This window comes from Serratia sp. szju, from assembly GCF_044594185.1.
GTDB classification, from domain to species: Bacteria; Pseudomonadota; Gammaproteobacteria; order Enterobacterales; family Enterobacteriaceae; genus Serratia; species Serratia bockelmannii.
The window spans coordinates 3,158,466-3,171,277 of record NZ_CP172576.1; the positions used below are offsets into that span (position 1 = coordinate 3,158,466).

Consider the following 12,812-nt stretch of genomic DNA (forward strand, 5'->3'; position numbering starts at 1 on the left):
CCGTTCAGGCGGCAGCGCCGTTGGCTGCCGCCTGAACGCGCTCGGGTATTGCCATTGACGTTATTGTTACGCGCTGTAACAGTTTCTCACCCGATTAACATTTTGACGCATCTTTTGCCGATACGCAGACAGATAATTCAAATTACAAAAATTGCCCGACTAAACGAATATTTAGATACTCGCTGGGCAGCCTGGCCAGTGCTGACACGTTTTTAAATTCTGAGCATACAGAAAGATGCCTCTGTAGGTATCGTCACGCACTCTGGACAGGACATCGCCACCATGGGCTCTTTTTTTAAGCAGATCTACCGCTATTCCCACGCGCGCCCTTATCGGCATAACGAAAACCTCTGGCCCTACGTGAAGATCGCGCGCGGCGAAGGCGGTGAAATCGCCGCCTTATGGTACAAGCACCGGGCGGTGCCGATCGTCCCGCTGAGCGAACTGCGCAGCAGTTGCCGGGGAGAGGTGCTGCTGACGGCTACCGGCCCGTCGGTGAAGGCGCTGCGCTTCGAAAATATTCCCGCCATGCCCGCCATCGGGGTCAACGGCGCCTATTTTCTGCATCGGCAGGTGGATTTTCGCTTCTACGTCATCGTGGACATGGGGTTTATCGACAGCCGCCCAGAGATCGTGCGCGACGTCATTCAACGGCCTGAGCTGACGCTGTTCACCACCGTGCACGGCGTGGCGCGCATTCTCGATCGCTTTGGCCCGGCGGCGATCGGTTGCCGATTGGCGATCGTCGAAGACGCGGCCTGCAAGATTTACCGCCCTCGGATCGACAGCGGCGCGCTGTGGGATCACTACTGCCGGGAAAACGGCGTGGTCTTTGCCGCCGAGAGCCGCATGCTCGGCTTTAGCCAGGATATCCGCTGCGGCATTTTCGATGCCGGCACCGTGGCCTATTGGGCGCTGCAAATCATCGCCTATCTCGGCTTCAGGCAGCTGTTTATCGCCGGACTGGACATGAACAACTTCCACCAGCCGCGCTTTTACGAAACCGAGCAGGATCGCTTGCCGACGTTCCTGGCGGACAAGGTGGCGTCGCTGGTGATCCCCGCTTTTCGACACGCCGGCGCGATCATGAAAAAGCAGCAGATCGCGATTAAAAACCTCTCCCTGCACAGCGCTATCGGCAGCGATATCTTCGAGAAGGTGGACGGCAATGTTTACTTTCAGCAAGCCTGAGCGGTGTTATCGCTTCGGCAGCGCGCTGTTTTTAGCCTTCGCGTTTTTCAGCGCGATCTTTTGCGGGCAGACCCGCGTCAACAACCTGTTTCATTTGGCGGCGCTGCTGTGGCTGGCCGTCGTGTTCACCTGGCCGCCGCTGCGGCGGCAGCTGTGGGCCAATCGTCAGGCGCGCTGGGGCGGCGGGCTGGCGCTGATGTTTTTGCTTTATTATTCCCTCAGTGCGCTGTGGGGCGAGACGCCGGGCGACATGCCGTCGGCCCTGACCCACAGCGCCTATATTCTGCTCTATCTCGCCTGGCTGGTGACGCTGCTCGACGGTGAGCGGCGTCATCAACTGCTGTGGGCGATGCTGGCCGGCATGACGGCGCTGTGCCTGTATCTGACGCTGGTAGACGCCCCGTCGATTTATCATCTGCGGGAAACCACCGCCCGCAATCCGGGGCCGAGCAACGTGATCGATCTGGCCGGTTACGCCGCCATCGCCATTTTGTTGAGCCTGATGATTTTCCGCGATACCGGGCAAAAAGCGGCGCTGTGCTTTATCCCGCCGCTGCTGGCATTCATGGTGCTGACGCAAAGCCGCGGCCCGCTGATCGCACTGGCGCTCGCGGTGGTAGTGGCGATGCCTTATCGACACCGGCCGGGACGGTGGCTGTGGTTTCTGTTGCCCGGTGTGCTGGCTGTGGTTCTTGTCGTCGTTTACAGCGCGATCGGCGAAATGTTGCTGACGCGTTTTGGCGAGCTGTATCAACAGAGCTTTGTTCGCATCAGCATCTGGCGCCACAGCCTGGCGCTGATCGGACAGGCGCCGTTCTTCGGCTACGGCTTTGATAAGCAGCTTAACTTTCTCAATTACACCGGCGAGCTGAACCACACAACGCACAGCCTGTACCTCGGCGCGTTGCTGAAGGGCGGCTGCGTGGGTTTCCTGTTGCTGCTGGCGCTGCTGGGATATGGCGCGCGGCTCGCCATCGCGCACTGGCGCGCAGGGCGGCGTTGGGAAGCGGCCATGTTTCTGTTTATGCTGGTGTTCTACAGTTCGCAGGGCATGTTTGTGATCGCCAATCCGGCGGAGTTTTGGTACCTGTTTTGGCTGCCGCTGGCGATGCTGCTGTCGCAGCCTAAGCGGTTGCCGATCAGGGGTGTACCGGCGGTAACGCCGCCAGGGTCTTCTCCAGCACCTGTTCCGCCGCGATGAGGCTGAGCGGTTGGCTGCGCTGGGCCGTATCCAGCGCGGCGCTATCAACCGGCACGTGCATCACCTGATGCCGCTCGCTGTCCTGATAGGGGCCGGTATGCCGCGGGTTAGCGGTGACGAACAGGCTGACGGTGGCGGTTTTCAACGCCACGGCGAGGTGAAGCGGGCCGGTATCGCCGGTCACCAGCACCTGCAGATTGGCGATGGTCGCCAGCAGTTGCGGTAACGTGGTCGCGCCGATATGGCTTACCACCCGCTGTTGCTGTTCCTCACTCAAACCCGCCATAAATTCCCGCTCGAGGCTGCGCTCCGCCTTGCTGCCAATCAACTCGATCTGGCAGTCGGGGGAGTGCGCCAGCAGCCGTTGCGCCAGCTGAACAAAGCATTCGACCGGCCAACGACGCAGCGTTTCGGAGGCGCCCATCTGAAAGCCGATCGGGATCTTGCCCGTCGGTTTCGCCAGTGCGGGTAGGGCGACCGGGATGAACATGTCAGGATTGTCGGTACGGCATCCCAATTGCCCCACCATATCCAGCTTGCGCTGAATCAAATGGCCGCCGGTGCTGCGGCTGACGCCGGTCAGCCAGCGTTCCATGCCGCTCGGTTTGTCGCCATAAATGTCTTTGAACAGGTATTGGCAGCCGGCGGTGATGGCGACCAGCACGTCATAAGGCGCCTTCGAGTGCAGGATGACCGCCAGCTGCGGCCGGTTTTTTCGCAGGCGCCGGATAACGCCCAACATGTCTTTAGCCTTATGATCCCAGTAAATTACGTCATGAAAGCAGGGGCTGCCTTCGACCAGCTGCCGGTTTTTGTGGCTGGAGACCAACGTGATTTGCGCACCGGGATAGCGCTCACACAGTGCGCGGATGGCGGGCGTATTGAACATCAGATCGCCGAGGGCACTGGTGGAGAAAATCACGATGCGTTCAAAGGATTGCTGCGGATCGAAGCTCGCTGCGGGCCGGAAATTGCCCGCGATGCGCGGTATAGAGACGCAAACCGGCGTTGGCCGCCGCTATTTTCCACTGTTTAGACATTGCCGTTCGCTTCCGCTTGAGTTCGGTGGCCACCGTCTGGCGCCGCGTCGTATCATACAAGCGCGGCCACGGCAGGCCAATGGCCCGCAACAGATTGCGACAGATGCTAACGTTATGCTTGCAATTGCCTTCGGGCGCCGCCGGTCAGGCGCGAAGAAAATCCTGCCAGCGTCGTACCAGATAGTTATGTTCATCCATCACGGAATTCCAGACGGCAATGTGACTCATGCGCTGCTCATAGCTGCCGCCATCGCGGATTTCCCCCTTAGCGATGAGCGGGTTGCCGTAAGCGTCCGGCAAATCTTCACTGGCGGCTTTGCCTGCATACCAGTAATCCCATTCGGCGGCAGACAGGTAAGGCCGGCTGCGCTGAGGATTGGAAATATAGTATCCCTGCCTGGCCATCACTGCGCCCGGCCATCCGGATTGCCACCAGTTAAGGTAAGCATAGGCGGCGTCGAGTGTTTTACCGGTGGCGCAGCGTGAAAGCGACAGACCGCCATACCAGGCGCGGTAGCCTTCACGCGGCGTCGCCAGCCGGTAATCTTTTTGCCGCGAGTGATGACGAAAATACGTTGGCGCCCACAGGCTTTGGATATTGACGCGCGGATCGTCAATCAATCGGCAGGCTTCGTCCTGGCTGGTCCAGAATGCGGCGAAGTGCCCCTGGCGATGCAGCAGGGACAGCGCGTCGGTCAGGCTGTCTATCTCCTCCAGACTGAGGTTGCCAACGTTGGCGAAACGCGCGAGCCCTGCGCCTTGCGCAGCCAGAGCCGCATCCAGTCCGCCCATCGCCGCATCGTCCTGCAGCGCCGACTGGCCGGAAAATGCCGGGTGCAGCAACCATCCCCAGCTTTCTTCTTCTTCCTGCAGCGCGGGCGGCAAGCGAGCTTCATGATAGGCGAAGCTGTCGGCGTTATGCGTCAGCGGCAGCATGCTGATGTGATCGGTGGGCCGGCTGTTCAGACTACGGTCATGTTGCACATACAGGCGGTTTACCGGCACGCTGCCGTCACCCAACCGCCCACCGGGAAACAGGGCGCCGAGTTTAGGTAAATCGTTAATCTCGTCCCAGTAAGCCAACCTCTTAATCTCCAACGGCTGGATGGCTCGCGCCGGCCAGACAAAATCCACGTTGTGAAACCATTGGTCGTAGAGATCGTAACGCTCCGGGTGCATAACGGCGATACGCTGGGCGTCTTGCACATCGTGAATGTGATATTCGATATGCAATCCCAGATCCTGCTCTGCCCGTTGACGCAACAGTTCGAGCAAGGTCACCGAAGTACCCAATACCCGTAACGTGGGGCGACCGCGGGGTGAAGGTGTCGAGGTCATGAGGTGGCAGCTCCGTCAAAGGGGAGCCATCAGAAGGATGGCTGCGTAAAAGGGTGTAGAAAACGTTGAAAAGCGTTCTGCAGCCGCTTGGGGTCAAGGCCGCGCAGAATGAAGACCAACTGCGTGCGCCGCCGGCCGTCCGGCCAGGCGGCAAGATGTTCCGGGGGATGCAGACTGTGCTGCACGCCGTGGATCACCACCGGCGTATCGCTTTCCAGCACGTTCAGCATGCCTTTTATCCGCAGTATAGATTGTCCGTGGCAATGCAGCAGCATCGACAGCCAGACGGTGAAAGCCGACCAGTTTATCTGTTGCTCGAAGGTGATGATACAGGTCTCGGTGGTAGGGTGCGTCTGCTGCCCAGGCTTGCTGTAAGATGTTGCCCCCTGTTTGGCCGGAACGGCCGGCCAACGCCGAAAACGCGTAGGCACCTGAGGGGAGCATGGGGTATCGAACAGACTGAGATCGCCATTGGCCAATTGATGACTCATGGCGGTTTGCGCGAGCGGATTCAATTGCTGCAGGTACGCCAGTAACGCAGGCCCTTCGCCGGCCGGCACACGATCGGTCTTACTCAGCACCAGCCAGTCGGCGGCGCTGACCTGGGCCAACCATTCGGGATGATGGTTGGCTTGCTGCCAGGCATGTTCGCTGTCGATCAGCGTGACCATGGTACCGGGGGTGAAATGGTACTGTAACTGCCGGTCTTGCAGCAATGTGGCAAATATCGGTGCCGGATCCGCCAGGCCGGTGGTTTCCAGGATCACTTTGCTGAATGGCGGCACCTCGCCACGTTGACGGCGTTCATACAGCGCCAACAGCGCCTGTTTCAACTCGCCGCGGATCGCGCAGCAGACGCATCCTCCGGGCAACAGCACGGTGTCCGGTGCGATCTCCCCCAGCAGCAAATGGTCGATGCCGACCTCACCGAATTCGTTGACCAGCAGAGCGACATCATCCAGGTTCTGCCCTGCCAGCAAACGTTGAAGCAAGGTGGTTTTGCCGCTGCCCAGGAAACCGCTCAACACGTGTACCGGCAGTTTATCTTCTGGGCTCATGGCGCCTCCGCAGAGATGAGGGCGGTGAGATAGCGTTCATCGAGCGGGTCAATCGGCCGTTTCAGCAGCCGTTCGGCCTCTTGCCAAAGCTGATCCAGGCGGGTAACGATCGCCTGCTGTCCGGTAGCGCCGGCCAGTAGCCAACTGCTGCCGTGGATATCGCTTAGCGTCAGCTTTAAGGGGGCCAGAGCGCGATTCAGTATCGCCAGCTGTTGCAGCCGACGCTGGCGCATGGGCAGGTCAGAATGTCGCAACGGATCGCTCCATTGCGGCGTGTCGTTCAATAGTCCGCAGAGTCCGCACATCGTTCGGGGTTCTCCTATCAGGGCATCACATCGCCGGCGTTGGGCCCCAGCGTTTGGCCGACAAACAGGTTGCCGCCCGGCTCACTGGCCAGCAGCAGCGCCACCGGCGCGATTTCCTCGACCAGGCCGAACCGTCCCAGCGGCAGCTCATTTGCTTTGGCCTCTTTCCAGGCATCGCTGATGCCGGCCACCAACGGGGTCTTGATCGGGCCGGGTGCAATGGCGTTTACCAGCACATTGTCGCAGGCGACTTCAAGCGCCAGCGACTTGGTGAAGCCGATCACCCCGGCCTTAGCGGCGGCATAGTGGCTCAGTTCGGCGCCGCCTTTAATGCCCAATTGCGACGCGATATTGATGATGCGGCCCCAGCGTTGTCGGCGCATATAAGGCAGTGCGTGCTGCGAAGCGAGGAAAACGCTGCGCAGATCGACCGCCATCATCTCGTCCCACATCTCCAGCGTCAGTTCGCTGCAGGGCGCCTGGGTAAGCATGCCGGCGTTATTAACCAGAATGTCGATACCGCCTAACCGTTGCAGGCAGGCCTCCACGCCCCGTCGGGCGCCGTCCGGTTTGCCGACGTCGGCGACAGTGCCATGGCAGGTTGCGCCCTCAGCCCGACAGCGTTCGACGATAACGTTCAGCCCGGTGCCGTCGCGGTCGCTCAGCATCAGCGCTGCCCCCTCCCTGGCAAACAACAGGGCAATCGCGGCGCCTATGCCGCTGGCGGCGCCGGTGATCGTTGCGCGGCGGTGTTTCAGCATCATATTTTCCTCCCCGCTCACTCTGGCCAGCGAACCGTCAGGCCGCCGTCGATAATCAGGCTTTGTCCGGTGATGTACGAGGCCTCGTCGCTGGTCAAGAAACGTATCAGGGCGGCGACCTCCTGCGGCCGTCCTACGCGTCCCAGCGGAATGCCTCGTGCGGCTTTGGCCAGGCCCGCCGGCCCCAGCGAGTGGGTTTCATCCAGCGACTGCGGCGTTTCAATCAAACCGGGGATCACCGCGTTGCAGCGAATGCCGCGTGGGGCCAATTCCACCGCCAGTGAACGACAGATGCCGGGGATGCCGGCTTTAGCGGCGGCGTAGTGAGCATGATCTTGCCAGCCGTAGACCCCACCGGCGATGGAAGATACCGCCACCAGGCTGCCGCCGCCGCGCATCTGGCCGATCGCCGCGCGAAACAGTCGCATCACGCCGCTGAGATCAACATTGAGCATTTCATGCCACTGTTGGTCGCTCATCTCTTCCAGCGGTGAGCGGCGCAGCAGGCCGGCGTTGGCCACCGCATAATCGACGCGGCCGAAGTGTTCTGCCGCGCGCAGGGCAAAGGCCTCCACCGAGGCGGTGGAGGCCACGTCCAATTCCAGCCACAAGGCATCACCGCCGGCGTTGGCGACGCGCTCGGCCGCTTGCCGATAGTCGTGCGGATCCTGGGGAAAATAGCCGGCGGCGATCCTGACGCCACGGCGGGCATACTCTTCCGCCAGGGCCAATCCTATGCCACTGGCCGCACCGCTGATCAGCGCCACCGGTTGAGATGAAGATAATTTTTCAGTCATAAACGATTCCTCGAACATGAGGGGGCTCCCCCCCCTCGAGCACTTAGTGCACGCTGTGCGGCGCCACATGGCGGGCGAACAGCATGATGACGCCGGAAGCGAAGCAGGGTACGGCGCCGAACCACAGCGCGGCGGTTTGCCAGTGGCCGCCGTCGCTGAGTACGGTGGTGGTACCGATGCCGGCGATAATGGCGCCGATCGGCCCCATCGCGCCGATCAGCGCACCGGCCGTGGCGCGGATGGCGGTAGGGAAGCTTTCGCTGATGAAAAACAGCGCCGCCGCATAGGGGCCGATCAGAAAGAACAAACCGATGCTGTACAGCGCGACGATCGTCGGGAGGTTGCTGGAGCAGAAAAGCATCACGGCGAATGACACCCCGCCGATCATCCAGCCGACGGCGATGGTATTGCGGCGACCGAAACGATCGCCCAACCAGCCGTGCGTCAGGTAGCCGCAATAGCCCACCAGGTTGGACAGCACCAGAATCAGCAGCGAGTTGGCGAAGGAGACGCTGTGCACTTTAGTAAGAACCGTAGTGCCGAGCACGCTGAAGATTTGGATAGCGAACCAGTTGATCAGCACGGCACCGCCCAGCACCAATGTGGCGCGCAGCGAAGCGCCGCGGAATGCGGCTGACAGCCCGGCCTGCTGATGAGCGTCATAATCGACCTGGTAATCGCGAGCGACCTGCCGAGCTTGCTCGATATCACCGAGATGGCGCAGTTGATGAATGTGCTGGTGGATTTGAAACTGCGGAGTCTCTTTCAGTTTCAACGCCAGCAACGCGATGATAAACGACGGCAGCGCGGCGAAAATAAAACTGCCTTGCCAGCCTATGATCGGCATCAGCAATGCCGTCAGCGCCGAAGCGACCAGCGCGCCGACCGGCCAGCCGCCCTGGACCAGACTGTAGATGAATCCCTTGCGGCGATTGAGGGCCGGATCGTCGAGAGCGGCGTAGATCTCGGTGAGGTAGGTGGCGTTAACGGTTTGTTCCGCGTAACCGAGCCCGGCGACGGAACGGATGCCGATCAGCGCGCCTTTCCCCCAGGCACCGCCGATCGCAGTCAGCAGCGAGCAAACGGCGGCTCCCCCGACGGTAACGACGATGCCCAGCCGCCGGCCGAGTTTGTCGACCAACGGGCCGATAGCCAGCGCGATGATCGCGCCGCCTACCGCCACCCAGGTGGCCAGTTCGGCCTGTTCTACTTCGCTCCAGCCAAAGTGATCGCCGATTTCCGGCAGCAATGTGCCGAAAAGAATGAAATCATAGACGGCGAAGACCCAGGCGAAGAAAGCGATCCATGTTGCGAATTTGGCGTCCCTGATGGTTAATTGCTGGGGTTGCCAGCCGTTGACCGTTGTCTTTTTATAGAGGCTCATGTTTGCTGTCACTCATGCGGTGGAAAGCGGCAGTTTCAGACTTTGCGCGGCATGCGGCGCAGGTAGTCGTCGGCGATTTCATCAAAGGTCACGAAGCGAACCCCTTGATGGCTCTGGATGTGTTTGATCAAGCGTTCCAACATCAACAGCACCTGCGGGCGGCCGGAGACGTCGGGGTGGATGGTCATGGTGAAGACGGCGTAGTCGTGCTCGCGGTAGACCCAGTCGAACTGATCGCGCCACATCTCTTCGAGATGGCGAGGGTTGACGAAGCCGTGGCTGTTGGGGGATTTTTTGATGAACATCATGGGCGGCAAATCGTCCAGATACCAGTTGGCTGGGATCTCCACCAAATCGGTCTCTTCACCGCGCACCAGCGGTTTCATCCAGCTGTCGGGATGCTGGCTGTAGTTGATGCGGGTCCAGCTGTCGCCGACGCGGACATAATAAGGGTGGAAGTCGTTGTGCATCAGGCTGTGGTCATACTTGATGCCTTTCTTCAACAACAGTTCGTTAGTGACGTTGCTGAACTCCCACCAGGGCGCGACATAGCCGGTAGGGCGCTTGCCGGATAATTGTGTCACCAGCTCAATACAGCGATCGAGGATTGCCTCTTCTTGCGCCGGGGTCATGGCGATCGGGTTTTCGTGGCTGTAGCCATGCACGCCGATTTCATGCCCGGCATCTGCGACTGCTTTCATCTGTGCCGGGAAGGTTTCGATGGAGTGGCCGGGAATAAACCAGGTAGTGCGCAGGTTGTGATCGGCGAACAGCTTAAGCAAGCGCGGCGCACCTACCTCACCGGCAAACATACCGCGTGAAATATCGTCGGGTGAATCTTCGCCGCCGTAAGACCCCAGCCAACCGGCAACGGCGTCCACATCGACGCCGAATGCGCAAAGTATTTCTTTAGCCATGTTGTTATCTCCTGAGTGTGCGAACAATCGCGAGAGCCGGCCGCAACAGCAGCGGCCTGCGTGGGTTAATTCTGTTGCGTCAACCGATATTCGATACTGAGAGCCATCCGGAGCAGACGCTCATCGTCGCCGGCCGGCAGCGACAGCAGTACGCTGGTCGCCAGACCATCGCCATCATGGCCGGTAGGCATGGCAATCCCCGGCATGTCCAGCAGGCTGCCGGGCATGGTGAGCCGCAACGTGGCCAGATTGGCTTGGGCAAACAGCGCAGCGTCGTTTTCCAGTGCGGCCAGCGGAGGGGCAACGTGGGCGACGGTCGGCGTTATCAGCAGCGCACCGGCCAATTCATCGTGCATTTGCTGCTGCCAGCCGGCGCGCTGGCGCAAAAACTGCGCCAGCAGATCGGCGGGGAGCGTTTCCGCCGCCAGTAAGCGGCTGCGCACGCGCGGATCCATACTCTCGGCCAAGGGGCTGTGCAGACGTTCCCGATGCTGTTCCAGCGCTTCTGCGGCGCCCGGCCACCCTCGTTCGGCTACCCAGATGAGCGCCTGACGCAGCATGGCGACCGGGCGCTCGTCAATATGTGCGCCGGCCGCGCTCAGGCGCGCCAGAGCAGCCTGCAAATTTTGACGGACTGCAGGTTGTACGTGCGGATCGTGCAAGACATCGGGATCGACCCGCAGCGTCATGCCCGTGAGCGGATAGGGCGACAGCGGATGGGACGCGGGTACCAGCACCCGATCGAAAGCGATCGCGTCGCGAACGCTGCGGCAGAGGGGGCCGAGGGTATCCAGGCTGGGGGATAACGGAAAAACGCCGCGTCGACTATAGCGTTGGCTACTGCTGCGGTAGCCAATCAGTCCGTGAAAGGCGGCGGGTATGCGAACGGAACCGGCGGTATCGGTCGCCATGGCTATGGGGACGATACCGCGTGCGACCGCGCTGGCCGAACCGCTGGACGATCCGCCTGGTGCGCGAGCCGTGCCGTGGCGATCCAAGAGCGCAGGGGTGCCAAAATGTGGGTTGAGGCCAAGACCGGAATAGGCGAACTCGCTGAGATTGGTTTTGCCGATGCTGACCAGCCCGGCCTTCTGAAGCTGCGCGATCGTCGCCGCATCGTGTGTCGCCGGCGGGGCGGTGGCTAGGGTCGCGGAACCGGCGCTGGTTTGCGTTGCGGCCATATCGAGCAGATCTTTCACGGCCATGGGAATCCCGTCCAGCTCGCTGAGCGGCGCATTGCTGCGCCAACGCCGGGTCGCTTCAGCCGCTTCGCGACGGGCGCGATCCGGGGTCAGGCAGATGAAAACCGTTGGCGCTTCGGCGGCTGATGACAAAGCGTGTTCCACGAGTTCGCTCGGTGTCAGCGTTCCTTCGCGAAACGCGCTCGTCAGTTGGATGGCATCAGGGAAGGCATGCCCAGGGGTGTGATTCATAGGATGACCTTAAAATGTATCTTTTATTAAAATATACATTTTAAGGTAGCAAGCTGGATGCCAGGTTGTCATTACCCTTGGTTAAAATTCGTGCTGAGTTGTGATCGAAATGATAAATAACGTGTTATTTAAGCTGAAAATGGTGATGTGGGGCACGTTTTTCGTTGGTCTAGCACGGTATTGAAAATGTATTTTTATTTAAATTAGCCGTTATGGTGCATGCCGGGGGGCAATTGCCCTTAGAAAGGGCAATGACGGGATAAGAACGAGTGAGCGCCAATTTGGTGGGTGGAGTGTGCCATAATGCCAGTCACTCCATGGGGAACGGTGGTTGAGTGACGAGCTAATGGAAAAAACGAGAGTGGAGAAAAGCAGCGGTGAAACACGCGCCGGCGCGCGTTATGAAATGATCCGACAAACCCTGGATGAGGCCATTCGTGCGGGGTCGGTGCCCGCAGGGTTGGTATTGCTTGAAGGGCCGCTGGCGGACATGTTCGGTACCAGCAGGGTGCCGGTTCGCAAAGCGTTGGGGCTGCTCCATCAAGAGGGGCTGATAGCGCGTTTCGAAGGCCGAGGTTTCATCGTGACGCCTGAAGGGGGTGAAGTAGAGCCGCAGCGTTTGCCGCTTAACCGAGCCGTGTTGGGATTGTGCCCGCAGGAAGAATTGATGGATACCCGTAGCACGAGTGAGAAGGTATTCAGCGATTTGCAGGAGGCGTTGTCTACCTGCATGGTGTTTGGTCACTACCAGGTCAATGAAGCCAGCGCGGCGGAATTTTATAATGTCAGCCGCAGCGCCATTCGCGAAGCGTTGATGAGACTGCGCGATCAAGGGCTGGTAGAGAAAGAGCCCTATGCGCAATGGCTGGCCGGGCCACTCACCGCCCGAGAAATCACCGATCATTATGAAATTCGGGCCTGTCTGGAGCCCGCCGCCTTGCTCAAGGCGGCACCCCATCTCTCGCGCCAGCATGTGTTAGACAGCCTGGAACGCCTGACTCAGCTGGAACAAGGCACATTTTCCCTGGCGAGCCTGGAGCGGGTAGAGGAAGACTTGCATATTCATTGTCTGGCGCCGGCGGGGAATAAAACCCTGCTGGGGGTGTTGCGTCAAAGCCAGTCGCCGCTCATCGTCACGCGTATTTTCTACGATATGCTGGGGATTAAGATTGAGGAAGCGATGTTGAATGAACACCGCCTGGTGTTGCAGATGTTGTTGCAGGGCGCTAACGACGCGGCTGCGCTGGGGTTGCAGGAGCATCTGCGCCGCGCACAGATGCGTACCTTGCAACGGCTGAAGGTCATTTCGGTATTGCCGGAACCCGCCTTGCCGCCTTACCTGTTGCGGCTAAGCTAGGTCTACGGTCGCGTTTATTCCGCCCGGGCC

Annotated in this window: 11 protein-coding genes and 1 pseudogene; 3 read left to right on the forward strand and 9 right to left on the reverse strand. The window is 60.3% G+C overall.

All coding sequences use genetic code 11. The features are described 5' to 3' along the window. Positions 1-282 precede the first annotated feature (282 nt). Both RE418_RS14970 and RE418_RS14975 read left to right on the forward strand, forming a co-directional pair. Entirely contained in the window at positions 283-1,191 is a 909-nt protein-coding gene (locus RE418_RS14970) for a sugar glycosyltransferase (protein ID WP_025303440.1), read from the forward strand. Then, positions 1,169-2,392, forward strand: a complete 1,224-nt coding sequence (locus tag RE418_RS14975; protein ID WP_089181078.1) for an O-antigen ligase — start codon at positions 1,169-1,171, stop codon at positions 2,390-2,392. The genes RE418_RS14970 and RE418_RS14975 overlap by 23 nt, the downstream gene beginning before the upstream one ends. Here RE418_RS14975 and RE418_RS14980 read toward each other — a convergent pair. From RE418_RS14980 to RE418_RS15020, 9 genes and pseudogenes are all read right to left on the reverse strand, one after another. Beyond that, a pseudogene (locus RE418_RS14980) lies at positions 2,331-3,432 on the reverse strand (glycosyltransferase family 9 protein). The gene RE418_RS14975 and the pseudogene RE418_RS14980 sit on opposite strands and share 62 nt — an antisense overlap. Before the next feature lie 144 nt (positions 3,433-3,576). After that, a complete protein-coding gene (locus tag RE418_RS14985; RefSeq protein WP_089181076.1) occupies positions 3,577-4,770 on the reverse strand; it encodes a PotD/PotF family extracellular solute-binding protein in 1,194 nt (397 codons plus the stop codon). 29 nt (positions 4,771-4,799) lie between these two features. Beyond that, positions 4,800-5,828 (reverse strand): GTP-binding protein, encoded by a 1,029-nt coding sequence (locus tag RE418_RS14990; protein WP_089181075.1) that lies wholly within the window; start codon positions 5,826-5,828, stop codon positions 4,800-4,802. After that, positions 5,825-6,082 (reverse strand): hypothetical protein, encoded by a 258-nt coding sequence (locus tag RE418_RS14995; protein WP_225735623.1) that lies wholly within the window; start codon positions 6,080-6,082, stop codon positions 5,825-5,827. The genes RE418_RS14990 and RE418_RS14995 overlap by 4 nt, the downstream gene beginning before the upstream one ends. Positions 6,083-6,150: 68 nt before the next feature. After that, a complete protein-coding gene (locus tag RE418_RS15000) occupies positions 6,151-6,897 on the reverse strand; it encodes an SDR family NAD(P)-dependent oxidoreductase (protein WP_025303434.1) in 747 nt (248 codons plus the stop codon). A gap of 14 nt (positions 6,898-6,911) precedes the next feature. Beyond that, entirely contained in the window at positions 6,912-7,691 is a 780-nt protein-coding gene (locus tag RE418_RS15005; protein WP_089181685.1) for an SDR family NAD(P)-dependent oxidoreductase, read from the reverse strand. Between the two features lie 43 nt (positions 7,692-7,734). Beyond that, positions 7,735-9,075, reverse strand: coding sequence for an MFS transporter (locus RE418_RS15010; RefSeq protein WP_089181074.1), 1,341 nt, complete (start codon positions 9,073-9,075; stop codon positions 7,735-7,737). Positions 9,076-9,110: 35 nt separating this feature from the next. After that, positions 9,111-9,992 (reverse strand): polysaccharide deacetylase, encoded by an 882-nt coding sequence (locus tag RE418_RS15015; protein WP_025303429.1) that lies wholly within the window; start codon positions 9,990-9,992, stop codon positions 9,111-9,113. Positions 9,993-10,057: 65 nt separating this feature from the next. Next, entirely contained in the window at positions 10,058-11,425 is a 1,368-nt protein-coding gene (locus tag RE418_RS15020) for an amidase (protein ID WP_089181073.1), read from the reverse strand. A 346-nt stretch (positions 11,426-11,771) separates the two neighbouring features. Between RE418_RS15020 and RE418_RS15025 the strand changes: the two genes are divergently transcribed. Further along, the gene (locus RE418_RS15025) at positions 11,772-12,782 is read left to right on the forward strand and encodes a GntR family transcriptional regulator (RefSeq protein ID WP_089181072.1); all 1,011 of its coding nucleotides are present in this window, start codon (positions 11,772-11,774) and stop codon (positions 12,780-12,782) included. Positions 12,783-12,812: the final 30 nt, after the last annotated feature.